Raw genomic sequence first — 24,034 nt, 5'->3', positions numbered from 1 at the left:
CGCCGCCTGCGTGTTCGTAACCGATGGACCTCCTCGTTGTCGGCGCCGGTGAGATCGGGCGCTGGGCGGCCGACACCGTCGCGGCCGACGCCGCGCCCGTCGACGCGAGCGTCGCGTTCGCCGACCGCGACCCGACCGTCGCGGCCGACGCCGCGGCCGGGCGCGACGCCCGGACGGTCGAGGCCGACGGGGACTCCGTCCACGACGCCGTCTGCCTCGCGGTGCCGATGTCGGCGGTGCCGGCGGCGGTCGAGGCGTACGCGCCGCGCGCCGAGCGGGCGATCGTCGACGTCTCCGGCGAGATGACCGACGCGCTCGCGGCGATGCGCGAGCACGCTCCCGGCCTCGAACGCGCGAGCTACCACCCGCTGTTCGCGCCGCCGCGCGTCCCGGGCAACGTCGCGGTCGCCGTCGACGAGGCCGGCCCGGCGGTCGAGGCGTTCACCGCGTCGATCGAGGCCGGCGGCAACGAGGTCTTCGAGACGACCGCTGCGGAGCACGACGGCGCGATGGAGACCGTTCAGGCGGGCGCGCACGCGGCGGTGCTCGCGTGGCGGCTCGCCGCGGAGCCGGTCCGCGAGGAGTTCCACACCCCAGTGTCGGCCGCGCTCGACGACGTGGCCGACACCGTCACCGAGGGGTCGCCCGCGGTGTACGCCGAGATACAGCGCGCCTTCGACGGCGCCGAGGACGTGGCCGACGCGGCGGCGGCGATCGCGGACGCGGACGACGAGGCGTTCGCCGCCCTGTACGAGCGCGCCCGCGGCGACCGCGAGGGGAGAGAGCGGCTGGAGTGAGACGACGCGACGAGACACCAATGATCGACAGAACCGCGGTCCGGAACAACGCGAACTACCTGCGCAACGTCAGACCGATCGACCCCGAGGAGATCGCGGAGTACATCGAAGGGACGCCGCACCCGGCGGTCGTCCGCGAGACGCTCCGCGAGGAGGCGTTCGACCTCCGGCTCCGCGAGCGCGAGGACGGGGCGTTCGTCCCCGTCGAGGAGGCGCCCGTCGACCCGCCGGGCTGGGCGCCCGAATCGCTCCCGGACGAGTACTCGTTCGCCTTGGAGGACCTGCTGGTCCGCGAGTACGGCGCGAACTGGCACCGCGGGGAGTCGGGCGCCGAGCTCCGCGAGCGCGTCCGCCGGATGAAGACGGACTACCTCTACGAGAACGAGGTCGAGTACGACCGCGTCGCGGCGCTCGGCTACGCCGTTTACCACCTCCCGGCGTACTACGCGACGGTCGGGTACGTCCTCGACGACCTGACCGAGAACGGCCTGCTCGACCGCACGCTCCGCGTCCTCGACGTGGGCGCCGGCGTCGGCGGGCCCGCGCTCGGGCTCCACGACTACCTCCCGGACGACGCCGTCGTCGACTACCACGCGGTCGAGCCGAGCGCGGCGACGGAGGTCCTCGACCGGCTGCTGGAGGAGACCGGCCGGAACTTCCGCGCGACGGTCCACGAGACGACCGCCGAGTCGTTCCTCGGGCTCGAGGGGGGCGAAGAGCCCGCCCCGGCGACCGACGAGCCGTTCGACCTCGTGCTGTTCGGCAACGTCCTCTCGGAGCTCGCCGACCCCGCTGCGGTCGCGGGCGCCGCGGTCGACGCGCTCGCGCCCGAGGGCAGCGTCGTCGCGTTCGCGCCGGCCGACCGGAACACCGCGACCGGGCTCCGCCGGGTCGAGCGCGAGGTCGTCGCGTCCGGCGGCGACCCCGGTCGGGACGCCGAGATATACTCGCCGGCGCTCCGCCTGTGGCCCGACGCGGTCCCGACCGACCCGGGCTGGTCGTTCGACGTGGCCCCCGACCTCGCTGTCCCGCCGTTCCAGCGCCGGCTCGACGAGGCGGCGGCGCGCGGCGAGACCGACGAGCCGGGCGAGTTCGTCAACGTCGACGTACAGTTCGCTTACTCGATCCTCCGCCCCGACGGCCGTCGGCGCGTCGACGTCGAGGCGAGCGCGGAGCGGTGCGCGCGCATGGCCGAGTCGGAGCGGCACGTCACCGACCGGGTGAACCTGCTCGCGGTGAAGCTCAGCCACGACCTGAGCGAGGGAGACAACGCCGTCTACCGCGTCGGCGACGGCTCCCAGGCGACCGACCACTACCTCGTCTGTACCCGCGAGACCGCGCTGAACCGCGACCTCCGCGAGGCCGGCTACGGGTCCGTCGTCTTCGTCGAGAACGGGCTCGTCCTCTGGAACGAGGACGAGGGCGCGTACAACGTCGTCGTCGACGACGAGACGGTCGTGGACCTGGTCGCCCGCTGAGCCGGCGGAGGGCGTGGGGAACGGGCGCGCAGCTTCGTCACCGGGCGCCACGGGCGACCGTCTCCGGTGTAGACTTATCAACCCCCCCGTGTTATCGGTGTCAGATGGCGGTCGAAATCACCGAGGCGTTCGTCCGTATCGCCGGTACCTCCTCGGTAGCACAGGCGTTCGTCGGCGGCGTCATCATCGCGCTGCTGAACCTCGCCGGAGCGTCGCTGGTCCTCGTCTGGCGGAGCCCGTCCGAGCGAGCCCTCAACGGGATGCTCGGCTTCGCCGCCGGCGTCATGCTCGCCGCCGCGTTCACCAGCCTGATCATCCCCGGCGTCGAGGAGTACTCCGGCGGTAACCCGATCCCGACGCTTATCGGCGTCGGGGTCGGCGCTCTGTTTCTGGATCGGGCGGACGCGCTGATTCCCCACGCCCACTTCCTGCTGACCGGTTCTCGTCGCACGGACGCGGCGAACCCCGGAGAGACGCTACCGGTCAGCGACGAGCGGGTAACCGGGGTGGTCCTGTTCGTCCTGGCCATCACGCTACACAACATGCCCGAGGGGCTCGCGGTCGGCGTCGGGTTCGGCGCGGCCGCCGGCGATCCGGCGCAACTCGGGAGCGCGCTGTCGCTGATGCTCGCGATCGGTATCCAGAACATCCCCGAGGGGCTCGCCGTCTCCGTCGCGGCGATTAACGCCGGCCTCGACCGCCGAATCTACGCCGCGTTCGCGGGGATACGCGCCGGTGTCGTCGAGATTCCGCTGGCGGTGCTCGGAGCCGTCGCCGTCGCGGCGGTCGCGCCCCTGTTGCCGTACGCGATGGGGTTCGCCGCGGGGGCGATGCTGTTCGTCATCTCCGACGAGATCATCCCCGAGACGCACCGAAGCGGCCACGAGCGTGTGGCGACCCTCGGACTCATGGTCGGCGTCATCACCATGTTGTACCTGGACATCTCGTTGGCGGCCTGACCGCGCCTCCGTGGAGGCCGTCCCCCCGGACGGCGCGTCCGTACCCGACGGGCCGACTCCGGCGGACGCGACTCACCCGACCGGCTCGATCAACTCCGGCGCGTCGACCGCGGGGGAGTTCACCCGCGTCGACACCGGGTGCGCGGTCAGTTCGTCGCTCGGGTAGGGGTCGAGCAGGGCGGCGGCCTCGTCCGGATCCCCCCGGAGCCACGCCTCCTCCTCGCCCGGCTCCAGCACCACCGCCATCCGGTGGTGGAGGTCGGCGACGAGGTCGTTCGGCTCCGTCGTCACGATCGCGAACGTCTCAATCGGTCCGTCGTCGCTCTTCTCGTTCTCCCCTCCACCCGACCCCCCGCCGAACGCGCCGAGCCCGGTCTGGGTCGTCTCCGGCGTCGGCGGCTCCCACCGCTCGTAGATGCCGGCCATCGCGAACGGCCGGTCGTCCTCGAAGGCGACGCGGTAGGGGGTCTTGCCCGACCCTCGGTCGCCGCCGACCCACTCGTAGAAGCCGTCCGCGGGGACGAGGCAGCGCCGGCGCTCGAAGGCGTCCGCGAAGCTCCGCTTCTCCCGCACCGTCTCCGCGCGGGCGTTGATGAGGTCGAACGACTCGTCGGCCCACGAGGGCGTCAGCCCCCACTCCATCCGCGTCGCCGCCGACGGGTCCGCGTCGCGGATGACGGGGAGCGACTGCCCGGGCGCGCAGTTGTAGCTGGGTTCGTGGTCGCCGAACGCCGCGCCGAACCTGTCTTCGAGGTCGGCGGCGGGGGTGAAGAGGGTGTAGCGGCCGCACATACGGATCGCTTGCCGCGAGACCACTTAATTCCGCGACGACCGGTCGGCCTCCGGCAGCAGGTCCCACCGGTCGGCGATGACCCCGTCGACGCCGGCCGCGACCAGTCGCTCGGCGTCCTCCCGATCGGCCGCGGTCCACCCGTTCACGGCCAGCTCCGCCTCGTGCGCCCTCTCGACGAAGCCCGGTTCGGTCGCGAGGTCGATCGGCGGGTGGACCGCGACGCACCCGAGTTCCGTCGCCCGCTCGACCGCGCGCTCGGGGGCCGCGTCCGCGACGAGCAGCGCGCGGTCCGTCGCCGGGTCGCGGTCGCGCAGCGACGCCAGCGCCTCCGGGCGAAACGACGAGAACAGCACCTCGGTGTCGGCCCGCCGCGTGACGACGAGCGCGTCGAGCGCGGTCTCCGGCTCCTTGATTTCGACGTTGACGCCAATCCCCTCGGGGACGGCCGCGAGCGCCTCGCCGAGCCGCGGGATCGGTTCGCCGGAGTCGAGCACCGTCAGTTCGCGCAGCGCCTTCCAGTCCGTGTCCGCGACGCGCCCGGACGCGCCGGTCAGCCGGTCGAGGTCCGCGTCGTGGAAGACGACGAGCTCGCCGCTGGCGCACCGGCGCACGTCGACCTCGACGGCGTCGACGTGCGGCGCCGCGCGCTCGACGGCCGCGACCGTGTTCTCCGGGTACTGGCCGGCGCAGCCACGGTGGCCGATCAGCGCGACGCCGTCGGGGCCCGCCCGCTTCATCGGGCCCCCCTCGGCGTATCGGTCGCCTCGTTCGATCGGTCGTTCACGGGCTCGCATCGGTACCGCGGCGTGTTAGCTCTTCGCTCGCGGTCGGCCGCGCGGCCGCTCCCGTCGGCTTTTTGCCCGCGCGCCGCTCGGGGTCGGACATGCGCATCGAGAACAGCTTCATCCCCGTCGAGGGGGTGGGCGAGACGACCGAACGGCGCCTCTGGGAGCGAGGGGTCACGACGTGGGACGAGTTCGACCCCGCGGTCGACGTGGCGGGCGTGGGCGCGACGACCGCCGACCGGATCGAGTCGTTCATCGCGGAGGCGCTCGCGCGGCTCGACGACGGGGACGCCGCCTACTTCGACCGGGCGTTCCCCTCGGGCGAGCGCTGGCGGCTCTACGAGAACTTCCGCGAGGAGACCTGCTTCTTCGACATCGAGACGACCGGGCTCGACGAGCGGCGCGACCGCGTGACGACCGTCAGCTTCCATCAGGGGGGCGAGACGACGACGCTCGTCGCGGGCGAGGACCTCACCGCGCGGCGCCTTCGCGAGCAGTTCGCGGACGCCAGCCTGCTCGCGACGTTCAACGGCGCGCGCTTCGACGTGCCCTTCCTGGAGACCTCCTTCGACGTCGAGATCGACACCCCCCACCTCGACCTGATGTACCCCGCGAAGCGGATCGGCCTCTCGGGCGGGCTGAAGCCCATCGAGAGGGAGATCGGGATCGACCGCGACCGCCCGGACATCTCCGGCCGGGACGCGGTCCGGCTCTGGCGCGAGTACGAGCGAGGGAGCGACCAGGCGCTGGAGACGCTCGTCTCGTACAACCGCGAGGACACCGTGAACCTTCGGACGCTCGCCGACACGGTCTGCGACCGCCTGGACGACGAGGTGTTCGTCACCGCCCCGGACGGAGACCGCGACTGAGAGGGACCCGATAGGTCGCGAACGGCGGGTATGGACCGTCGCGATGGGAGCCGCCGCCTCGGTCGACGCCGGCGGGGTCGACGCCGGCGGGGTCGGAGCCGCCGAAGCGGTTACCGGCGCAGGACGATCCCGCCGTTGCCGACGACGACGGCGTCGCCGTCCACGTCGACCGCGTTCAGGTTCTCGCCGGTCGGCGTGTCGAGCGCGAACCGATCGTCGGCGGTGAGCTCCTGGACGACGCCGCCGCTCCCGACGACGTAGCCGACCTCGCCGTCCGTCTCGACATCGACGAGATCGGCGTCGCCGAGCGCGTCGGGCGTCCAGTTCGCGCCGTCGTACGTCAGCACGGCGCCGTTACCGCCGGAGACGGCGACGTCGTCGGGCGCGTCGCTGTCGAGGCCGTAGAACGTCACGTCGGCGTCCTCGATCCCGATGGCGTTCCAGGTGACGCCGTCGTCGGTGACGAACACGCGGCCGTTCGTGTCGACCGCGTGCCCGCTTCGGGGGCCGTGGAAGTCGATCGCGGGGAGCGCGGAGCCGCTGCCCGGCGTGACGTAGTCCCAGGTCCCCGCCGCGCCGTTCTCGAAGCTGTAGTAGATCTTCCCGGAGTCGCCGGCGACGTAGACGTTCGCCTCGCCGGCCCGCCCGGTGACGGTGACGGCGTTGTAGTTGTTCGTGTTGTCCATCGGCGCCGAGTGGTCCACGAGGGTGTCCGTCGCGGGGATGTACTCGCCGATGGCGCCGCTCGCGCCGACGAACCAGACGCGCTCGCCGTCGTCGGTGACGGCGGCCCCGTAGAGGTTGCTGCCGTTCCCGGTCGGGCCGCCGGCGCGAAGCGTCCGCCAGCCATCGGCCGCCGGCGCGGTGAGGACGCCGCCGCCGCCGACCGCGAAGCGGCCGGCGCTCGCCGACACCACGTCGTGGAGCGTGCTGTCGGTCTCGGTCGCCTCGACGGTCCAGTCGCTCTCCGCGGCCGCGGCGACACCCGTCACGCATCCCGATGCGACGATCGCACCCAGTCCCGCCAGCGTCGCGCGGCGGGTCGCCGTCAGAGGTCGGCTCATGACGCACCCGAGGCTTTCGGTGCCTGTTGTAAGTGCCTTGTGTCAGTTTAGAACTGGCGTGAAATTAAATCGGATAAAACCGCGTTAAACGTCGATCGCCGCGGGGGTTCCGGCATAAACTGTCCGAAAAATACCTGCGTGAAACGCCGTTTTAGTCGTTAAGAACCGCATTCTGAATTGCGTCCCCGGCGGCCGAAACACGTCCGGCGCAACGGGTCAGGAGTCGTCTGACTCGACCGTCTCGGGCGCCGCGCCGGCGTCGGTGGTCACCGTCGCGGCCTCCTCGGCGTCCGCGGCGTCGGTCTGGGCTTCGGCGGCCGCCTCGTCCGGTACATCGGACTCGACCCCGTCGTCTTCGCTCGCCCGCTCCGCTTCTTGGATCAGCTTCATTTCGCCGCGCGCCCGGAGGGTGCCCTGGATCTCCGCGCCGTCGTACACCACGAGATCGCCCGCGGAGACGTCGCCGAGGACGCGCGCGCCGCTCTCGACGGTCACGGTCCCGCCGCGGGTCGTCACGTCGCCGTGGATGATCGTGTCGGCGCCGACGGTGACGTCCTCGCGGGCGCGCAGCGAGCCGAACACCTCGTTGCGCTCGCCGACGCGGATCGACGCCGCGCGGAGGTTGCCGTGGAGGCGGCAGTCGTCGCCGACGGTGGCCGGCGTCGACACGCGCCACGCGTCGTCGGATATCTCGGCGTTCCGCGGGACCAACAGCGGGTCCCGCACGTCGTCGCCGTCGGCGAGCGCCTCCGCCAGTTCGTCGGCGGCGTCGGTCTCGCCGACGCGCAGCAGCTGCGAGAGGACGATGAAGTAGAAGACGATCGTCGGCACCGGGTTGCGGATGACGATCCAGCCGTTGGCCTCGAACCCCTCCTCGACCGTCACGTCGTCGCCGATGTCGAGGTCGCCCGACACCATCAACCGGCCGGTGACGGTGACCCGCTCGCCGAGGTACGCGTCCTCGCCGACGAGCACGTTGCCGTCGACGGAACACCAGGTGTCGAGCCGGCAGTCGCCCTCGGCCTCGATGTCGTCGCCCACGCGCACGCGCTCGCCGATCGCGACGTTGCGGCCGCGGACGCCGAGCTCGACGGTCGACTGCCCGCCCACGAGCACGTCGCCGTCGACGACGACGTCGTGCTCCTCGACGGTCGTCTCAGAGGGGATCGCGAGCTCCTCGATCGGGCCGTCTCCTCGCAGCGACACACCGGGAGCAGTCGCCCCGAGCGTATAAACGGTGCGGGGCGTCGGACACGCGTCGGACGACGCGAGCGCCGCGCGGAACGTGAACGCCTCCCGCGGCGGCCCCCTGTCGCCGCGCTTTTCAGTGCGCCGTCGGTATCTCGCCCATGGGATTCGGATCGTACGACGAGAGCGAACAGAAGGATCAGGACGTCGACACCGACGAGGACGACGCGGTGAACGTCCACGAGAACGACCACGACGGCGACGTCACCATCGAGGGCGACGCCGACACCGACGACCTCGTCGGCCGCCTCTCCGAGATGCGCGACGACGACGACTGAGTCCCCACGCTCTCCTCCGCAGCGCTCCTTGGGCCGCGGGCGCGGGTCGTCGTCGCGGGTGTGCGTGTCGTTCGCACGCCCAGTTCGGATTTATGATCCTCCAGCTGCTTCGGTACCATATGGCACGGAACCGCAACCGAGTGGGTCGGGTCGGCCGCCGGACGCGCCGCGGTCGCCGGAACCGACGGCGACGCGGGGACCGGTCCGAGACCGCCGACACCGACCACGGCGACGAGGCCCCCGCCGCGACGGTCGCGCTCGCGCGTCGACTCTGCGCGAGCGGGAACGGACAGGCGTGTGAGATGCTCGAACGACTCTGCGAGGCAGGCCACGACGCAGCCTGCGACGCCACCTGAGATCCGCGCGGCGCGCGGTCGATACCGGTGTCCCCGACGTGCGACGACCGCCTCCGGCGGTGCGCGTTCCTTATCACCTCGCGCGGAGTACTCTGAACCGATGAGCACGGACCTGACGTTCACGGACCGCGGGGTCGACGTCGTCTACGAGGGCACCGAGTTCGAGTTAGAGAAGACGCTGATCGAGGAGGCGACCGGGAAGTCGTACCGCGACGTCACGGACCACGAGGTGCTGACGATCGTCGCCGAGGATCCGGACCTGGACGGCGAGCCGGTCCGGATCGGCGACGTGCTGTAGCGGAGGCCGGCTGCTCGTTCGCCGGGCCTTCCTCTGACGACACCGAGTCGGTACCGCTTCGTCGAATCCGCTCTCGTTGTGTGATCTGACCTGCCCCTCGCGAGCGACGGTGCCAGTCTCGCCGATCGGAGTAAGAAATATATAACGTTAGATCGAACTAACACATAGAGGTGACAACCGAATGCGACCTCGCACGAAGTACCGCATCGGACGGGCCGTTCACATGCTCGTCACGGTGCTGACGCTCAACCTCGGACTGGCCCGGGAATCTGCTCCGATCATCGCCAGCGGCGCGGTGCTGTTCGTCGCGTTCTTCCCGGTGAGCCGGACGGTCGCCGACCGCGTCGGGTACACGCCGACCGACGAGCGCACCCGAGCGATCACGCGGACCGCCGCGAGCCGCGCCGCGATGCTGCTGTTCGGGGCCTCGCTCGCCGTCTTCCTCGTCGGGTCCGCGCTACAGGCGACGGGCGGGCTCGACGGTATCGCACAGACCGCCTACGCGCAGGCCCGCGTCGTGGTCGTCTGGGCCGCCGTCGCGATCTGCGTCTCCTCCGTCGCTCACGGGACACGGGCCTGGGTGCGGCGGCGGGGCGTGGAGGCGTAACCGTGGAGTTCGACACCCGCGTCCGCGAGCTCCGCGAGGAGGCCGGCCTGACGCAGGCCGAGCTGGCCGACCGCGTCGACGTGACTCGGCAGACGGTCCTCTACGTCGAGAAGGGCGAGTACAACCCCTCGCTGGAGCTGGCCTGGCGCATCGCACGCGAGTTCGACGCGCGCGTGGAAGACGTGTTCGACCTGCCCGACGAGCCGCGCTCGTAGCGCCGCCGTCGCGCGGTCCGACCGGACGACTTTTTCCGACGCCCGCCGAAGCGAACGACATGGACATCGGATTCGATCTCGGAGTGAACGTCCCGTCCGGCGTGTTCGCGCTCCACGCCGTCATCGCCGTCGTGTTCCTGGGCCTCGCGGGCGTGAACGGCGCGAACGGCGAACTGATCGGGCTGGGACTCTACCTCGCGATGGCGGGTATGATCGGGCTCGTCGGCCTCATGGCCGGGCGGATCGTGGCGCGTCGCTGACCCGGGTCGACTCGCTTTCGTCGTCGGTGTCGGTCGCCTCGCCGGACGCGGCAGCAGAGTTTGGGGCCACAGGGACCTGAACCGCGGTCGTCGTCATGAGTCGGCGTCCTCCTCGCCGGTCCCGGCGATATCGAGGTCCGCGGTGTACTCCTCTCTACGTTCTGCGACTTCCGGTGCCGGTCCGCCTTGTGGTAGTAGCGCTTGAACGTGTCCGGGTCCGCGTCGGCGCGCTCGCTGACCACGCCGATCGGGAGCCCGCGGTCGCAGTGCCACGTGAGCGATCCCGTCCGGATGTGGTGAGACGCCCTCTGCCTCGAAGGAAACTATTTGATCGCTCGGAGAGAAATCCCGACCATGGCCCCCACTCTGCCGGACGATTTTGAAGAACGGTTCTGGCGTCGTCACTCCAATCCGAAGAGCGGCTGGAGTCGAACGGTCCTGCTGCCGGCGCTCCTCTTCGCTGTCTATCACCGAAAGTGGCGACTCGCGGGCGCCGCACTCCTGTTCACTGTGGCGAATCCGATCCTCTTCCCGCCGCCGGACGACGACGACGCGTGGATGACCCGCGTGGTGTTAGCCGAACGTTGGTGGACGCGCGAACAGAAGGCGGGCGTCTTCGACATCACGTACCCGAACTGGCTCAACCTGCTCAACGTCCCCGTCTCGGTGTACGCGTTCGTCGCCGCGTACCGCCGGCGCCCCTTCCGGGCCGGCCTCGCCGGCGCGCTCTCGATGGCGCTGAAGTTATGGTATGTTGGCGCGCTGGTCCGGCGGTACGACGCCCGTGACCGACCGGAGGAGCGATAGCGGTCGTTGGTCAGCGTCGACGACCGCGAGCGAGTAGCATCTGCTGCCCCTCGGTCACTCCTGCCGGTACGGGTCGGCCGCGACGTCGAGGCGGTACACGTCCTCGGCGGCGTCGAAGTCGCCGTCGAACGCGTAGCGGTAGCCCAGCCCCTCGACCTGCATGTACGCGACGATACAGGCGTCGACGAACGAGGATCGCTCGTGCTGCCGGAAGATGTCCTTCGCGGTCGCGAACGCGTCCGCCGTCAGCGATTCGACGTGGAGGCGCGTGCTCTCCTCCCCGGCTACGGACCTGTGTTTCCTCGAATACCTATTACTAAGAAGTGATACGTTAGGGTGGAGACCGCTATGGGGCCGGAGGGATTTGAACCCCCGATCGACTGATATCTCCGGTGCGCCTCGGAACTCCAGAGGGTCGTCAACACGACCGGTGATCAGTCGGCCGCTCGGTATATCAGTCTGGAGTGTCGTCCCGGGCGCAAGCCTCTGGAGTCAGTCGCCATGCCTGGCTTGGCCACAGCCCCGCGTGATCTCGCATCAACAGTTTGCTGAAACGCAGATAAAGGGGTTTCGATCGAGAGCGATCGAGGGACGGCGGGGAGCTTCCGCTCCGGACGCCCTCGGCCCGTCCCGCCGCTCGTCGGGTGGGTCGGGTCGAGCGTTTCAGTCGCGGTCGTCGGCGCTCCAGTCGCAGTCCTGGCACTTGTAGCCGGTGACGAACTCCGTCACGCTCGGCATGTATCCGACCGAGATGACGTCGCCGCCGCAGTCCGGGCAGTCGCGGTCGGCGTCGGTGATCGACTCGGCCTCCAGCACCGGCTCCCCTTCGACCAGCTCTGCGAGCTTTTCGGGCGTCACCATCCGCCCCTGAACGACGCGGTTCGACATACCGGTCGTTCGGGGCCGAGTGCCTAAACCCCGGCGACACGCGCGGCGATCGGAGCGACGGGAGAAGCGCTCAGGCGGGCGGCCGTCCGCGGGCGGCTACCCGCCGGTCACAGCCACGGCGCGCGGGAGTCGTCGTCCGCGAACGGGTCCGCGCCGTCGTCGTCGGTCTCTCGCCCGTCGCCCCCGTTCGCGAGGACGGCGACGTCGTCGTCGACGATGGTCGATGGGCCCTCCGGCGGGGCGTCGAGCGGCGGATCGCTCGGGGCCTCCGCGTCCGACTCCCCGCCGACGTCGGCCGCGTCGCCCTCGTCCGACTCGGAGGGGTCGCTCGTCGGCGCGTCGTCGTCGGGCGCGTCGTCGCCGGCGACGCTCGCCTCGCCGTCCGCACTCGGGTCGTACGCGAACAGGGTCGTCACCGCCAGCACCGCGAGCGCGATGGGCGCGTCCGTCTGCATGAGGTCGAACGGGCCGAGCAGGATCGGTAGGGCGAGCACGCCCAGCGCGACCGCGGAGCCGAACCGGAACCGGTCGATGTCGACGCGGCCGCGGAGGTGCGGCGAGAGCAGCGCGATCGACAGCGCGAACGCCACGCCCACGGCGGCGGCCGCGGTGCCGTTGACCACGTACTCGGTCGAGGTCTCGACGGCGAATCCGGACGGGTCGAAGCTCGCGACGAGGCCCAGACCGATGATGACGCCGGGGCTCGGCAGGAACTCGCCGACCTCCGAACTGGCGGTCTTGGCGGCGATGGTCAGGATGACGAGCCCCGCGAACCGCTCGAAGACGGACAGGTCGAGGAGCCCCTGCAGGGTCGGCGCGAGGGCGGCCTCGACGGCTGCGACCGGGATGATGACCGCGCCGATCAGCAGCACGGAGGTCGCCATCTCCCGCCGCGAGCCGTCCATCTCGGCGAGGATCACCGCGGCGGTCGCGGAGCCGCCGAAGATGAGGATGCCGGTCTCGACGACGCCGGTGGCAGATCCGAGGACGCCGGCGACGACGAGCGCGGGGAAGATGCCGTCGACGAGCGGCAGGGCCATGACCGTCGCGAGCAGCTTCGTCGCGCTCCCGACCTGCTGTTCGAGCCGCAGGGCGACCGGGTGACGTGAGGTGCTCATTTAGGGACGATAGCCCTGACCGACGGGGTGGCGGTGGGACGCGTGCGACTCGCGATGGTCTGAGGACCAGCACGCGGAGTCCACGCCGCGAAGGGTCCGACGAGCCCATGTAAAGGATTTGCGCGGATTGCCGGCTGTAAAGCGGGCGCCGAGAGCGGCGTTCGGCTGGCCGGCGATGCGCGCGTTCACGGGACTGTCGGAGTCCATACCTAATATATGAGTTTTGGTCGCGTTAAAGGTTGTGTGAGACGTGTCCGCACGACACGATGATTCGACGGCGATGGTAGCGCTTCGATGACGATACGTCGACGTTCCCCGATCATCACCGATCATCTCTCGGTTCCCGAACCGCGGCTGTCGGGCGGACCGAACGATCGGGGTCACCGCCTCCGATCCGACCGCGGTCGCAGCCGAATCCGCCGAAATAGGCACGATTCTGTATATAACGCGGGTTCGATTGTGAGCAACCACCACGTCCGTGCCGTCTCGCAACGCTTTTCATCGGGCGCTTGTGACGGATTATATGGCGACAGATTCTGGCCGGTTCTCGGCGAAGCTCGATGTTCCGGAAGCGCTGACGTTCGACGACGTGCTGCTCCGACCGAAGGAGAGCCGCGTCGAGCCCGACGACGCGGACCTCTCCACCCGCGTGTCGAAAAACGTCGAACTCACCGTTCCCGTCCTGTCTGCGGCGATGGACACCGTCACGGAGAGCGACCTCGCCATCGCGATGGCCCGCGAGGGGGGGCTCGGCGTCCTCCACCGCAACATGACCGTCGAGGAGACCGCCGCGGAGGTCGAGCGCGTCAAGCGCGCCCACGAGCTCGTCATCCGCCGTGAGAACGTCGTCACCGTCTCGCCCGACGACACCGTCCGCGAGGCCGACGCGGTGATGGAGCGGCAGGGCGTCTCGGGCGCGCCCGTCGTCGCCGAGGACGACACCGTCCTCGGGATCATCTCCGGCACCGACATCCGCCCGTACCTGGAGGTCGGCGAGGACGACGCCGTCCGCGAGGCGATGACCGACGAAGTCATCACCGCGCCGGAGGACGTGGACGCGCGAGAGGCGCTCGAACTGATGTACGACCACAAGATCGAGCGCGTCCCCATCGTCGACGGCGACGAGCGGCTCGTCGGCCTGGTGACGATGCAGGGAATCTTACAGCGCCGCGAACACGAGGAGGCCGCCCGCGACGAGCGCGGCCGCCTGCTCGCCGGCGTCGCCGTCGGCCCCTTCGAGGAGGAGCGCGCCGTCGCGGCCGACGAGGCCGGCGTCGACGTCATCTTCATCGACTGCGCCCACGCGCACAACCTCAACGTCTTGGACTCCGCGGAGGCGATCAAATCGACCGTCGACGCCGACGTGGTCGTCGGCAACGTCGGGACGCGCGAGGCCGCCGAGGCGGCGGTCGACTTCGCCGACGGCCTGAAGGTGGGAATCGGCCCCGGGTCGATCTGTACCACGCGCGTCGTCAGCGGCGCGGGGATGCCGCAGATGACCGCGGTCGCGGAGGTCGCGGACGTCGCGGCCGAGCACGACGTGCCCGTCATCGCGGACGGGGGCATCCGCTACTCCGGCGACGCGATCAAGGCCATCGCGGCGGGCGCGGACGCGGTGATGCTCGGCTCGTACTTCGCCGGCACCGACGAGGCGCCCGGCCGCGTCATCACGATGCAGGGGAAGAAGTACAAGCAGTACCGCGGGATGGGCTCCGTCGGCGCCATGAAGTCGGGCGGCGGCGACCGCTACCTCAAGGAGGAGGACGAGGACGAGGAGTTCGTCCCGGAGGGCGTCGAGGCCGCGACGCCGTACAAGGGGAGCCTCGCCTCCGAGCTCCACCAGCTCACCGGCGGGATGCGCTCCGGGATGGGGTACGTCGGCGCCGCGACCGTCCCCGACCTCCACGAGCGCGCGGAGTTCGTCCGCGTCTCCTCGGCGGGACAGAGCGAGAGCCATCCGCACGACGTGATGATCACCGACGAGGCGCCCAACTACAGCCCGGGCGAGTAACCGCGGAGGCCGCGCGGCGGGCGAGACCGGCTCCGAGGCCGGACCGGACGGAGTCGCGACCGGCCGCGCCGCCGATCGACCCCAGCGTCGAAGAGGTATTTTAATATAGCCAGCGGCGAGACGAAACGTGTGAGCGAACACCCCCTCGCTCCCGTCACCCATGAGTGAGCAACCGCCGCTGGTCCTCGTGGTCGAGGACGAACCCGACTTGGCCGACCTGTACGCCGCCTGGCTCGGCGACGAGTACCGCGTCCGAACCGCGTACGGCGGCCGCGAGGCGCTCGATCAGCTCGACGAGGCCGACAACGAGGTCGACGCGATCCTCCTCGACCGCCGGATGCCCGGCCTCTCGGGCGACGAGGTCCTCACCGCCGTCCGCGACCGCGGCATCGACTGCCGGGTCGCGATGGTCACCGCCGTCGAGCCCGACTTCGACATCTTGGAGATGGGGTTCGACGACTACCTCGTCAAGCCCGTCACGAGCGACACGCTCCGCGAGACCGTCGAGGGGCTCCTGCGGCGCGGAGAGTACGACTCGGAGGTCCAGGAGCTGTTCTCGTTGACCTCGAAGAAAGCGATGCTGGAGTCCGAGAAGAGCGCCAACGACCTCGCCGACAACGAGGAGTACCAGCGCCTCACCGACCGGATCGAGGAGCTGCGCGAGCGGGCCGACGAGTCGCGCGACGCGGTCGCGAGCGACGACGAGGACTACGAGAAGCTCTTTCAGGACTTCGACGCCGACGCGTAACCCGCGGCGGCCGAGGGGGATTCCGCCGACTCTTTATCACCGGTCCCGCCGAACGAGCGGTACATGCGCGTCCGGGACCTGCCGCTGTCTCAGCCCGTCGTCGACCACTTCACCGAGCGGGGCGTCCGCGAGCTGTACCCGCCGCAGCGCGCGGCGGTCGACGCAGGCGTCTGCGAGGGGACCGACGTCGTCGCGGCGGTGCCGACCGCGTCGGGCAAGACGTTCATCGCCCAGCTCGCGCTGTTGACGGCCGGCGGCCCCGGCCTGTACGTCTGTCCGCTCCGCGCGCTCGCCCGCGAGAAGTACGAGACGTTCGCGGCGCTGCCGGGCGTCGACGTTGGCATCTCCACCGGCGACTTCGACGCGACGGGCGAGGCGCTCGCCGGCAACGACGTGGTGGTCGCCACGAGCGAGAAGGTCGACTCCGCGATCCGCAACGGCGCCTCGTGGGTCGACGAGCTCGCCTGCGTCGTCGTCGACGAGGTCCACCTCCTCGGCGCGAAGCGGCGCGGCCCGACGCTCGAAGTGACGCTGGCGACGCTCCGGCGCCGGAACCCCGACCTCCAGACGGTGGCGCTGTCGGCGACCGTCGACAACCCAGACGCCATCGCGGACTGGCTCGACGCCGCCCTCGTCGAGTCCGAGTGGCGCCCGGTCGACCTGCGGACCGGCGTCGCGGTCGGCGGCGAGGTCGGGTTCGACGACGGCACGAGCCTCTCGGTCGACGTCGGCCCCGACGAGACCGCCGGCGACGGTGACGGCGGCGAGGCCCGGGACGGGGATGCCGACGACACCGACGACCCCGACGCGACCGAGGTCACCGCCGCGCTCGTCGCCGACGCGGTCGCGGACGGGGGCCAGTGCCTCGCGTTCGTCCGCTCCCGGCGCGAGGCGGCCGACCTCGCGGAGCGGCTCGCGGAGGAGGGCCTCGCCGCGGCGCTGGGCGTCGAGGACGCGGCCGCGGCGGCGGCCGAAGAGGCGATCGGCGTGGACGGCACCATGACCGGCCGACAGCTCGCGGACTGCCTGCGCGCCGGCGTCGCGTTCCACCACGCCGGGCTCCGCTCGGGCCACCGCGCGGTCGTCGAGTCGGCGTTCCGCGAGCGGGACGTGGCCTGTATCTGCGCCACGCCCACGCTGGCGGCCGGGGTCAACGTCCCCGCCCGCCGCGTCGTCGTCCGCGACCAGCGCCGCTACGGGGAGGGCGGCATGTCGTGGATCCCGACGCTCGAGGTCCACCAGATGTGCGGCCGCGCGGGCCGGCCGGGGCTCGACCCTCACGGCGAGGCGGTCCTCGTCGCCGACGCCGACACGCGCGAGGCGGTCCGCGAGCGCTACGTCGAGGGCGATCCCGAGGCCGTCGAGTCGCAGCTCGCCGACCCCGGCGCGCTCCGCACGCACGTCCTCGCCGCGGTAGCGACGGACTTCGCGGCGACCGAGACGGAGATCCTCGACGTGTTCGAGGGGACGTTCTACGCGCGGGAGACCGGGGCGGGCGGCCTCGCCGACGCGGTCGCCGTCGCGGTCGACGACCTCGTCGCGGCCGGGATGGTCGCCCGAGAGACGGGCGGCGTCGAGGACTACCGGCTCGTCGCGACGGCCGTCGGGGAGACGACCTCGAAGCAGTACGTCCGCCCTGAGACCGGCGAGCGGATCGTCGCCGGGCTCCGCGCCGCCGCCGACCTCCCGGAGGCGACCACGCTCACCGCCTTCGAGGTGATCTGCGACACGCCCGACATGCAGGACACCTACCTCGGCAACGCCGAGCGCGCCGACGTCTACCGGTTCGCGCGGCGGAACGCCGCCCGCCTCACCACGGACATGACCGACCCGGACGACTTCGAGGGCTGGCTGGAGTCGGTGAAGACGGCGCGGATCCTCGACGAGTGGATCGGCGGCGCGACGGTCGAGGAGCTCGTCGACCGCTACCGGATCGGTCCCGGCGACCTCGACTCGCGCGTCGAGCGCGCGGAGTGGCTGCTGAGCGCGGCCGAGGCCCTCGGAGAGACCATCGGGGTTCGCGTCCCGGCGGTGTCGCGGGCGCGGTCGCGCCTGTGAGTGCGGGACGATACGAGACGACGACCCCCGTCCGGCGACGGCCCGGGGGAGTTCAGTCCGCCGACCCGACCGCGCGGTGGAAGGGAGTCCGCGCGATGGTCTGTCGCAGCTCCGCCAGCGAGTCGCGACCGACGCCGCTCGCGGCCGACATCACCGCGAACACCTCCTGTCTGGACACCTTCACGCCGGTCTCGGTGAGCGCGTCCTCCGGGCGGCTCCCCAGCTCGCGGAGGGTGCCGACCGCGAGCAGGTACGGGACGGTCCACGCCTCCATCGTGTTGCCGTTCGAGAGGGGCATCGTCTCCAAGTACGCCTGCGCGTCGTCGAGGAACGAGCGGGCGTAGTCGGCGGTGCGGTCGACGACGCGCGCGGACGACTCGCGGTTCTCGGGGTGGACGACCCGCTCCTGGTCGACGCCCTCCGCCTCCAGCCACTCAGCGGGGAGGTAGACGTTGTTCTCCTCGGTGTAGTCGTCGTACACGTCCTTCGAGACGTTCACTAACTGGAGGAGGAGGCCGAACTCCTCGGCGGTCTCCCGCAGCCGCTTCGCGCGCTCCTCGGCGACGTCGCCGCGGGTGAGCAGGTTCGTGATGAGGTTGCCGACCGTGCCGGCCGCGTAGTAGCAGTACTGCTCTAGCTCGTCGCGGTCGTCGATGCGGAGCCCGCCCTCGGTGGCGTGGCGGTCGACGAACATCGCCATCCCATCGACCATCTCCAGCACCGGCGGGACGATGGCCGCCTGCGCCTCCGGGTCGAGCTCCTCGAACGTCGCGGCGATCGTGGGCGCCTCGGCGACGACGGTCCAGTCGTCGTCGCGCTCCGCGGGCAGCCACTCGTCGACCGTCTCGCGGAACTCGGCGATGTCGGTCTCGTCGTCCGGGTCGATCGCTCGCCGGTACGTCCGCAGCACGTGGCTCTGGGCGTCCGGCGGGATGTGCCCGGCGTCCTCGACCGTGTCGGCGACGCGACAGAGGAGGTATCCGACGCAGATCTGCGACGCCATCGGTTCCTCTAACACGTCGACCGTCAGCGCGAAGGTCCGCGAGACCCCCTGGACCGCCTCGTGACACCACGCGAGGTCGGCCTCGGCGGGGGCGTGTTCTCGTCCGCTCATTCAGTTGCCAGTGTTTACGGCACAACGCATAAAAACCCTCGTGGAACGGCGGCCGTGCGCCGATCGCCGCTCGGGGCGCCGAAACCGCACGACTCGGTCCCCGTCCGCGCCGACGAACCGCCGACCCGTGTACAACCGTGTGGAAACGGCTAAGTCCGCCCGGCCGAACGCTCCGACATGGAGTTCACGCTCACCGAAGAGCAGCGTCAGATCCGCGACACCGTCGCGGAGTTCGTCGACGAGGAGGTCGTCCCGCGCGCGGCCGAGATCGACGAGACAGACGAGTTCCCCGCGGACCTGGTCGAGGAGATGGCCGACCTCGGGCTGATGGGCATGCCGTTCCCCGTCGAGTACGAGGGCGCCGGCCTCGACTACCACAGCTACGCCATCGGGCTCGAAGAGATCTCCCGCGGCTCCGGCGGGCTCGGCACCGTCGTCGCGGCCCACACGTCGCTGGCCGGGAACATGCTCTACGAGTTCGGCGACGAGGCCCAGAAGGAGGAGTACCTCACCGCCCTGAACACCGCCGAGGACATCGGCGCGTTCGCGCTCTCGGAGGCCGAGGCCGGGTCGGACGTGCCCGCGATGTCGACGACCGCGGAGCGCGACGGGGACGGCTACCTCGTCAACGGCGGGAAGCTCTGGATCTCGAACGGCTCCGTCGCCGACACGGTCACGCTGTTCGCCAAGACCGATCCCGACGCGGGTCGGAAGGGCATCTCGTCGTTCATCGTGCGTCCGGAGGAGGACGACGGGTTCGTCGTCGAGGGGACGGAAGACAAGCTCGGCGACAAGGGGTGTCCGACCGCGGAGCTGCGGTTCGACGACATGTGGATCCCGGAGGAGCGCCGGCTCGGCGAGGAGGGCGAGGGGTTCGTCCACGCGCTGAAGACGCTCAACGGCGGGCGGATCACCATCGCCGCTCGGTCGGTCGGGATCGCGCGCGCCGCGCTCGACGAAGCGAAGTCGTACGCCCAGCAGCGCGAGCAGTTCGACCGCCCGATCAGCGACTTCCAGGCCATCCAGCACAAGCTCGCGGACATGGACACGAAGGCCCGCGCCGCGGAGCTGCTGATGCACGAGGCGGCCGACCTGAAGATGCGCGACGACGACTACATCAAGGAGGCCGCGCAGGCGAAGCTGTACGCCTCGGAGATCGCCCGCGAGGTCGCCAACGAGGGGATCCAGATCCACGGCGGCTACGGCTACACCAAGGACTTCCCCGCCGAGCGCTTCTACCGCGACGCGAAGCTCTCGGAGATCTACGAGGGGACGAGCGAAGTGCTGCGCAACACGATCGCCCAGCAGCTGCTCGACGAGTAGGACCGCGAATCGGTCCCGTCGGTCAGGTCCGCGAATCGGCGCCGTCGCCCTCGGGGTCGTCCCCATCACCCTCAGGATCGTCGCCGTTGGCGTCCCTCCGACCGACCTCCGTGTCGTCGCGGTCTCTTTTCCCATCCCCGTCGCGGTCGTCGTCCGCCTTCGTCCCGTCGCGACCGCCGTCCGCGTTCGGCCCGTGAGCCACGTCGGCGTCCGACGGGTTCTGGTCGACCGCGTACTCGCCGGTGTCGATGCGCTCCGCGGGCTCCGAGTAGTCGCGGTCGCTCGGCGAGAAGTCCGGGCGGACGACGCCGTCTTCGGGGACGTCGTGCGCGTCGTCGTCCGTCGTCTCGTCGGCGTCCGGTACCGCCGTCGTCGGGTCGGACGCCGCCTCGTCGACGTCCGCGCCGGGCCCGTCGGCGCCGGGCTCGGCGGGGCCGTCGATGCCCGCGTTGCGCTCGCCGGCGTCCCCGTCGAGGCCGCCGTCGCCGTCGCCGCTCTCGTCGGCGTCGACGTTTCCGTCGACCCACTCGAAGCGGTCGGTCCCGGCGCCGCGCCGCTCCGCGACGGCGGTCGCGAGGCGCTCGGTGAGCGTCTCCTCTAACGCCTCGGCCTCGGCCACCTCGAAGTCGACAGCGGCAGCGTCGCTGCCGGTCAGCGAACCGGTCCCCGCCGTGTCGGCGACGACCGTCGCGACGCCCCACCGGCGCTGGAACACGGTCCGGCTGTCGATCACGTTCTGGATCCGGTAGTACGGGACGACGGCGACGGTCCGGCTCCAGAAGCCGTTCCGCGTGAGCAGGTGGTCCTCGCCGACCCAGTAGCCGCGGTGCTTCCACTTCAGGTGCGCCGCGGGGGGCGCGACGAGGAGCAGCGCGGCGACCGCGTACCACGGCAGCGCCGCCGAGGCGTACCAGTTCACGCCGTACGCGATCCCCGTGAGGACGCCGACGATCAGCGCGTACCGGATGACGTACCGCCACCGGATCCGCTTCGGCGGCCGCTCAAACTCGGGGGTGCCGAACGACTCGATCTCGTGTGCGAGCCGGTAGACGCGGTCGGTCGCGGCGATCGGCACCGCGGACTGGTTGCCGGACTCCGCGCTCTGTCCGGGGGCGTACCCCGCGGTCTCGATCGAGAGGCTCGCGTAGCCGAGCGCGCGCTTGGCGGGGTTGTCCGTGATCCGCAGCGTCTGGACCTTCTCGGTCGGGATCGACCCGCTGTACCGCCGGAACAGTCCGCGCTCGTACCGGAGTTCGTCGCCGGCGCGCGAGAGCCGGAAGCCGTAGTAGTTCGAGAAGGCGACGCCCGCGCCGATGAGCCACGACGCGACGAACAGCGCCGCCACGCCGACGAACGCCGTCGCGGTGAGCGCGGCGGCCGACGCCTCCGGCAGGAAGCTCGACAGCACCGGGAACGACCCGGAGCTCAGGAACGCCAGGAGCCCGATCAGGCGCCCGTCGAACGAGAGCGCCCCGACAAGGGCCAGCTCGCCCGGCGTGATGGCGAACAGCTCCTCCTCGTCGGGCGCGAACGCGTCCTCGCGGCCGGCCTCGACCGCGTCGACGTCGGCCGCCGCTTCCTCGCCGGCCTCCTCGGGTCGCGCGCCTCCGGCCTTCCGGCGCTGGACCTCGCGCCGGAGCCGGGTCGCCTCGTCGGGCGTGACGAACCGGATCGACCCCTCGGTGCTGGAGCCGCCGGCGGTCTCTAAGTCGACCGCGGCGACGCCGATTGCGCGCTGGATCACGCTCCGGCTCACGTCGACGTTCTGGATCCGTCGGTACGGGATCTCTCGCTCGCGGCGGGAGATGACGCCGGAGGAGATGTCGAGCGTGTCCTCGGTGAGGACGTACTCGAACCGGCGGTAGTACGCGACCTCGTAGGCGAACATCGCGAGGAGGATGGCGGCCCCGCCGCCGACCGCGAGCGGGAGGCCGAACCCGCCGCTGTTCACGATCACGAACAGCGCGACGGCGGTTCCGGCCGCCTTCTGGAGCGCGCGGTACGGGACCGACTGCGGCGCCAGCTTCACACCGCGTCCTCCCCGTCGGCGCGGATGGCCAGCCGCTTCAGCTCCTCGCGGAGGTCGCTCGCGCCGTCCGGCGTCAGCCCGGGGATCCGCACGTCGGCGCCGCGCGACCCGGCGGTGTACACCACGCAGGAGGCGAGCCCGACGGTCCGCTCGATCGGACCGCGACGCGAGTCGACGTGTTGGATGCGCACCAGCGGCACCGTCGTCCGTACCTGCGTGAGCACGCCGCGGTCGAGGTAGATGGCGTCCTCGCGGATCTCGTAGCTCCAGCGACGGTACCGGAGCAGCGCGTGTCCGACGGTCAGCGTCAGGACGACGGCGCCGACGGCGACCGGCGCCCATCGCGGGAGGTACTCGAGGTACGCGCCGCCGGCGAACGGGGCGGTCACGAGCGCCGAGAGCAGCACCGCGCGGAGGACCCACACGATCTGGATTCGGGGGTGGAGCGTCTGTGCCGTCATCGACGGTCCCCCGTCGCACGTCCGTGTGTCATGGGAGGCGATTGCGGGGCCCGACGTATAAGTCCGGTCGGAACCGACCGGTGGAACTCGGCCCGACGACCATGCGAGAGGATCTCTTTCGAAGGCGATACTTGCCGAAACCGGTATCACGGGCGACGGAGTCGTGCCGGCCATGGCCGACGACCCGTTCCAGAACATGCTCGCCCAGATGGACCGCGCCGAGGAGTACGCAGACGTGGACCACGGGGTGTTCGAGCGGCTCAAGCACCCGGAGCGCACGCTGAAGGTGACGCTCCCCGTGGAGCTGGAGTCCGGCGAAGTCGAGGTGTTCGAGGGGTACCGCTGTCAGTTCGACAGCGCCCGCGGCCCGTTCAAGGGCGGCGTCCGGTTCCACCCGTCGGTCACCCAGCGCGAGGTCGAGGCGCTCGCCGGCTGGATGACGTGGAAGACGGCGCTCGTCGACCTCCCCTACGGCGGCGCGAAGGGCGGCGTGATCTGCGAGCCGAAGGACCTGACCGACCGCGACCTCGAACGGCTCACCCGGCGGTACACCGAGGGGATCCGCCGGATGATCGGCCCCGAGATCGACGTGCCCGCGCCCGACATGAACACGAACCCGCAGACGATGGCGTGGATGATGGACACCTACTCGATGTACGAGGGGTACTCCGTCCCCCAGGTCGTCACCGGGAAGCCGCTGGAGATCGGCGGGACGCCGGGCCGCGTGGAGGCGACCGGCCGCGGCGTCTCGCTCGTCACCGAGCGGCTCTTCGAGTACCTCGACCGCGACCTCTCCGACGCCTCCGTCGCCATCCAGGGGTTCGGCAACGTCGGGTCGAACGCGGCCCGACTCCTCGACGAGGCCGGCGCCAACGTGGTCGCGACCTCGGACGTCTCCGCCGCGGCCTACGACCCGGACGGCCTCGACGTGGCGGCGCTCGGCGCGCACGTCGACGCCGGCGGCCTGATCGAGGAGTACGTCGCGGGCGAGTACCGGGGGAACGCGGACGGGTCGAGCTGGGACGACCCCGACCGGATCACCAACGCGGAGCTGCTCACCCTCGACGTCGACGTGCTCATCCCGGCCGCCGTCGAGGGCGTGATCACCGCCGACAACGTCGACGACCTCCGGGCCTCGGCGGTCGTCGAGGCCGCGAACGGGCCGACGACGGTCGCCGCCGACGAGGTCCTCACCGAGCGCGACATCCAGGTCGTCCCGGACATCCTCGCGAACGCGGGCGGCGTCATCGTCTCGTACCTGGAGTGGGTCCAGAACGCCCAGGAGTTCTCGTGGCCGCTCGAGACCGTCAACGCCGAGCTCGAGCGCCGCATCGGGAGCGCGTTCGACAAGACGATCGACCAGTACGACGAGAAGGATCTGCCCGACCTGCGGACCGCGGCGTACACGCTCGCCTTGGAGCGCACGGCGAAGGCGCACGAGTACCGCGGGCTCTTCCCGTAGCGAGTCGC

25 protein-coding genes, 1 tRNA gene and 1 pseudogene are annotated in these 24,034 nt (G+C 71.0%); 16 read left to right on the top strand and 11 right to left on the bottom strand.

From position 1 onward, the window contains the following. Positions 1-23: 23 nt before the first annotated feature. From DVK06_RS01255 to DVK06_RS01245, 3 genes are all read left to right on the top strand, one after another. On the top strand, positions 24-797 hold the full coding sequence (locus tag DVK06_RS01255; RefSeq protein ID WP_053772223.1) for a prephenate dehydrogenase: 774 nt from the start codon (positions 24-26) through the stop codon (positions 795-797). Between the two features lie 20 nt (positions 798-817). Beyond that, positions 818-2,275, top strand: a complete 1,458-nt coding sequence (locus tag DVK06_RS01250) for a small ribosomal subunit Rsm22 family protein (protein ID WP_121599016.1) — start codon at positions 818-820, stop codon at positions 2,273-2,275. A gap of 104 nt (positions 2,276-2,379) precedes the next feature. Beyond that, entirely contained in the window at positions 2,380-3,234 is an 855-nt protein-coding gene (locus DVK06_RS01245) for a ZIP family metal transporter (protein ID WP_121599015.1), read from the top strand. Between the two features lie 72 nt (positions 3,235-3,306). Here the strand turns inward: DVK06_RS01245 and DVK06_RS01240 are convergent, their stop codons facing one another. After that, complete coding sequence (locus tag DVK06_RS01240) at positions 3,307-4,026, bottom strand: SOS response-associated peptidase (RefSeq protein ID WP_121599014.1); 720 nt, start codon at positions 4,024-4,026, stop codon at positions 3,307-3,309. Between the two features lie 24 nt (positions 4,027-4,050). Then, positions 4,051-4,764, bottom strand: a complete 714-nt coding sequence (locus DVK06_RS01235) for a glycerophosphodiester phosphodiesterase (RefSeq protein WP_121599013.1) — start codon at positions 4,762-4,764, stop codon at positions 4,051-4,053. 146 nt (positions 4,765-4,910) lie between these two features. On the opposite strand from DVK06_RS01235, the gene DVK06_RS01230 reads away from it, so the two are divergent. Continuing rightward, positions 4,911-5,681: a ribonuclease H-like domain-containing protein gene (locus DVK06_RS01230; protein ID WP_121599012.1), complete on the top strand. Its 771-nt coding sequence runs from the start codon at positions 4,911-4,913 to the stop codon at positions 5,679-5,681. A 110-nt stretch (positions 5,682-5,791) separates the two neighbouring features. Here the strand turns inward: DVK06_RS01230 and DVK06_RS01225 are convergent, their stop codons facing one another. Next, positions 5,792-6,673: a hypothetical protein gene (locus tag DVK06_RS01225; protein ID WP_199718558.1), complete on the bottom strand. Its 882-nt coding sequence runs from the start codon at positions 6,671-6,673 to the stop codon at positions 5,792-5,794. A 288-nt stretch (positions 6,674-6,961) separates the two neighbouring features. Next, positions 6,962-7,951, bottom strand: coding sequence for a polymer-forming cytoskeletal protein (locus DVK06_RS01220; RefSeq protein ID WP_121599010.1), 990 nt, complete (start codon positions 7,949-7,951; stop codon positions 6,962-6,964). Between the two features lie 143 nt (positions 7,952-8,094). On the opposite strand from DVK06_RS01220, the gene DVK06_RS01215 reads away from it, so the two are divergent. The 7 genes from DVK06_RS01215 to DVK06_RS01180 all read left to right on the top strand — a co-directional run bounded on the left by DVK06_RS01215 (position 8,095) and on the right by DVK06_RS01180 (position 10,814). After that, positions 8,095-8,271: a DUF5786 family protein gene (locus DVK06_RS01215; protein WP_121599009.1), complete on the top strand. Its 177-nt coding sequence runs from the start codon at positions 8,095-8,097 to the stop codon at positions 8,269-8,271. A 119-nt stretch (positions 8,272-8,390) separates the two neighbouring features. Continuing rightward, positions 8,391-8,627, top strand: a complete 237-nt coding sequence (locus DVK06_RS01210) for a hypothetical protein (protein ID WP_121599008.1) — start codon at positions 8,391-8,393, stop codon at positions 8,625-8,627. A gap of 100 nt (positions 8,628-8,727) precedes the next feature. After that, positions 8,728-8,925, top strand: coding sequence for a DUF5800 family protein (locus DVK06_RS01205; protein ID WP_004598428.1), 198 nt, complete (start codon positions 8,728-8,730; stop codon positions 8,923-8,925). A gap of 181 nt (positions 8,926-9,106) precedes the next feature. Continuing rightward, positions 9,107-9,532 (top strand): hypothetical protein, encoded by a 426-nt coding sequence (locus DVK06_RS01200; protein ID WP_233561587.1) that lies wholly within the window; start codon positions 9,107-9,109, stop codon positions 9,530-9,532. Positions 9,533-9,534: 2 nt separating this feature from the next. Beyond that, positions 9,535-9,747 carry a helix-turn-helix transcriptional regulator gene (locus tag DVK06_RS01195; protein WP_053772212.1) on the top strand — a complete coding sequence of 71 codons (213 nt, stop codon included), beginning with the start codon at positions 9,535-9,537 and terminating at the stop codon, positions 9,745-9,747. Positions 9,748-9,806: 59 nt separating this feature from the next. Further along, positions 9,807-10,007, top strand: coding sequence for a hypothetical protein (locus tag DVK06_RS01190; RefSeq protein WP_053772211.1), 201 nt, complete (start codon positions 9,807-9,809; stop codon positions 10,005-10,007). A 354-nt stretch (positions 10,008-10,361) separates the two neighbouring features. Further along, positions 10,362-10,814: a DUF6653 family protein gene (locus tag DVK06_RS01180; protein WP_053772210.1), complete on the top strand. Its 453-nt coding sequence runs from the start codon at positions 10,362-10,364 to the stop codon at positions 10,812-10,814. A gap of 54 nt (positions 10,815-10,868) precedes the next feature. Here the strand turns inward: DVK06_RS01180 and DVK06_RS01175 are convergent. The 4 genes and pseudogenes from DVK06_RS01175 to DVK06_RS01165 all read right to left on the bottom strand — a co-directional run. Continuing rightward, positions 10,869-11,120 (bottom strand): annotated as a pseudogene (locus tag DVK06_RS01175) (hypothetical protein); the annotation flags it as partial. 43 nt (positions 11,121-11,163) lie between these two features. Beyond that, positions 11,164-11,338: transfer RNA gene (locus DVK06_RS18605), tRNA-Trp, on the bottom strand. Positions 11,339-11,477: 139 nt separating this feature from the next. Further along, a complete protein-coding gene (locus tag DVK06_RS01170) occupies positions 11,478-11,702 on the bottom strand; it encodes a DUF5795 family protein (RefSeq protein WP_053772209.1) in 225 nt (74 codons plus the stop codon). 107 nt (positions 11,703-11,809) lie between these two features. Then, the gene (locus tag DVK06_RS01165) at positions 11,810-12,820 is read right to left on the bottom strand and encodes a DUF5794 domain-containing protein (protein ID WP_053772208.1); all 1,011 of its coding nucleotides are present in this window, start codon (positions 12,818-12,820) and stop codon (positions 11,810-11,812) included. A 523-nt stretch (positions 12,821-13,343) separates the two neighbouring features. Between DVK06_RS01165 and guaB the strand changes: the two genes are divergently transcribed. The 3 genes from guaB (at position 13,344) to DVK06_RS01145 (ending at position 17,637) form a co-directional block, all read left to right on the top strand. Then, positions 13,344-14,831, top strand: coding sequence for an IMP dehydrogenase (guaB, locus tag DVK06_RS01155; RefSeq protein WP_121599007.1), 1,488 nt, complete (start codon positions 13,344-13,346; stop codon positions 14,829-14,831). Between the two features lie 160 nt (positions 14,832-14,991). Further along, on the top strand, positions 14,992-15,579 hold the full coding sequence (locus DVK06_RS01150; protein ID WP_053772206.1) for a HalX domain-containing protein: 588 nt from the start codon (positions 14,992-14,994) through the stop codon (positions 15,577-15,579). Between the two features lie 63 nt (positions 15,580-15,642). Further along, positions 15,643-17,637, top strand: a complete 1,995-nt coding sequence (locus DVK06_RS01145) for a DEAD/DEAH box helicase (RefSeq protein ID WP_121599006.1) — start codon at positions 15,643-15,645, stop codon at positions 17,635-17,637. A gap of 52 nt (positions 17,638-17,689) precedes the next feature. Here the strand turns inward: DVK06_RS01145 and DVK06_RS01140 are convergent, their stop codons facing one another. Beyond that, entirely contained in the window at positions 17,690-18,751 is a 1,062-nt protein-coding gene (locus tag DVK06_RS01140) for a phytoene/squalene synthase family protein (RefSeq protein WP_053772204.1), read from the bottom strand. Positions 18,752-18,928: 177 nt separating this feature from the next. Between DVK06_RS01140 and DVK06_RS01135 the strand changes: the two genes are divergently transcribed. After that, the gene (locus DVK06_RS01135) at positions 18,929-20,074 is read left to right on the top strand and encodes an acyl-CoA dehydrogenase family protein (protein ID WP_121599005.1); all 1,146 of its coding nucleotides are present in this window, start codon (positions 18,929-18,931) and stop codon (positions 20,072-20,074) included. A gap of 22 nt (positions 20,075-20,096) precedes the next feature. Here the strand turns inward: DVK06_RS01135 and DVK06_RS01130 are convergent, their stop codons facing one another. Together DVK06_RS01130 and DVK06_RS01125 are read right to left on the bottom strand one after the other, a co-directional pair. After that, entirely contained in the window at positions 20,097-22,103 is a 2,007-nt protein-coding gene (locus DVK06_RS01130) for a PH domain-containing protein (RefSeq protein ID WP_121599004.1), read from the bottom strand. Further along, the gene (locus DVK06_RS01125; RefSeq protein WP_053772201.1) at positions 22,100-22,564 is read right to left on the bottom strand and encodes a PH domain-containing protein; all 465 of its coding nucleotides are present in this window, start codon (positions 22,562-22,564) and stop codon (positions 22,100-22,102) included. Before DVK06_RS01125 ends, DVK06_RS01130 begins: the two co-directional genes overlap by 4 nt. Before the next feature lie 172 nt (positions 22,565-22,736). Between DVK06_RS01125 and DVK06_RS01120 the strand changes: the two genes are divergently transcribed. Continuing rightward, positions 22,737-24,026, top strand: coding sequence for a Glu/Leu/Phe/Val dehydrogenase (locus DVK06_RS01120; protein WP_053772200.1), 1,290 nt, complete (start codon positions 22,737-22,739; stop codon positions 24,024-24,026). Positions 24,027-24,034: the final 8 nt, after the last annotated feature.

The sequence above is a fragment of the Halorubrum sp. Atlit-28R genome (assembly GCF_003665955.1).
Taxonomy (GTDB): Archaea; Halobacteriota; Halobacteria; order Halobacteriales; family Haloferacaceae; genus Halorubrum; species Halorubrum tropicale.
Note: the sequence above shows the minus strand (reverse complement) of the source record. Positions and strands in the feature narration are given on the sequence as shown.

Excerpts from the sequence above, each read along its gene's own strand:
- DVK06_RS01255 (WP_053772223.1), top strand. The coding sequence starts at position 24 with ATGGACCTCCTCGTTGTCGGCGCCGGTGAGATCGGGCGCTGGGCGGCC.
- DVK06_RS01250 (WP_121599016.1), top strand. The coding sequence starts at position 818 with ATGATCGACAGAACCGCGGTCCGGAACAACGCGAACTACCTGCGCAAC.
- DVK06_RS01245 (WP_121599015.1), top strand. The coding sequence starts at position 2,380 with ATGGCGGTCGAAATCACCGAGGCGTTCGTCCGTATCGCCGGTACCTCC.
- DVK06_RS01240 (WP_121599014.1), bottom strand. The coding sequence starts at position 4,026 with ATGTGCGGCCGCTACACCCTCTTCACCCCCGCCGCCGACCTCGAAGAC.
- DVK06_RS01235 (WP_121599013.1), bottom strand. The coding sequence starts at position 4,764 with ATGAAGCGGGCGGGCCCCGACGGCGTCGCGCTGATCGGCCACCGTGGC.
- DVK06_RS01230 (WP_121599012.1), top strand. The coding sequence starts at position 4,911 with ATGCGCATCGAGAACAGCTTCATCCCCGTCGAGGGGGTGGGCGAGACG.
- DVK06_RS01215 (WP_121599009.1), top strand. The coding sequence starts at position 8,095 with ATGGGATTCGGATCGTACGACGAGAGCGAACAGAAGGATCAGGACGTC.
- DVK06_RS01210 (WP_121599008.1), top strand. The coding sequence starts at position 8,391 with ATGGCACGGAACCGCAACCGAGTGGGTCGGGTCGGCCGCCGGACGCGC.
- DVK06_RS01205 (WP_004598428.1), top strand. The coding sequence starts at position 8,728 with ATGAGCACGGACCTGACGTTCACGGACCGCGGGGTCGACGTCGTCTAC.
- DVK06_RS01200 (WP_233561587.1), top strand. The coding sequence starts at position 9,107 with ATGCGACCTCGCACGAAGTACCGCATCGGACGGGCCGTTCACATGCTC.
- DVK06_RS01190 (WP_053772211.1), top strand. The coding sequence starts at position 9,807 with ATGGACATCGGATTCGATCTCGGAGTGAACGTCCCGTCCGGCGTGTTC.
- DVK06_RS01180 (WP_053772210.1), top strand. The coding sequence starts at position 10,362 with ATGGCCCCCACTCTGCCGGACGATTTTGAAGAACGGTTCTGGCGTCGT.
- DVK06_RS01170 (WP_053772209.1), bottom strand. The coding sequence starts at position 11,702 with ATGTCGAACCGCGTCGTTCAGGGGCGGATGGTGACGCCCGAAAAGCTC.
- DVK06_RS01165 (WP_053772208.1), bottom strand. The coding sequence starts at position 12,820 with ATGAGCACCTCACGTCACCCGGTCGCCCTGCGGCTCGAACAGCAGGTC.
- guaB (WP_121599007.1), top strand. The coding sequence starts at position 13,344 with ATGGCGACAGATTCTGGCCGGTTCTCGGCGAAGCTCGATGTTCCGGAA.
- DVK06_RS01150 (WP_053772206.1), top strand. The coding sequence starts at position 14,992 with ATGAGTGAGCAACCGCCGCTGGTCCTCGTGGTCGAGGACGAACCCGAC.
- DVK06_RS01145 (WP_121599006.1), top strand. The coding sequence starts at position 15,643 with ATGCGCGTCCGGGACCTGCCGCTGTCTCAGCCCGTCGTCGACCACTTC.
- DVK06_RS01140 (WP_053772204.1), bottom strand. The coding sequence starts at position 18,751 with ATGAGCGGACGAGAACACGCCCCCGCCGAGGCCGACCTCGCGTGGTGT.
- DVK06_RS01135 (WP_121599005.1), top strand. The coding sequence starts at position 18,929 with ATGGAGTTCACGCTCACCGAAGAGCAGCGTCAGATCCGCGACACCGTC.
- DVK06_RS01125 (WP_053772201.1), bottom strand. The coding sequence starts at position 22,564 with ATGACGGCACAGACGCTCCACCCCCGAATCCAGATCGTGTGGGTCCTC.
- DVK06_RS01120 (WP_053772200.1), top strand. The coding sequence starts at position 22,737 with ATGGCCGACGACCCGTTCCAGAACATGCTCGCCCAGATGGACCGCGCC.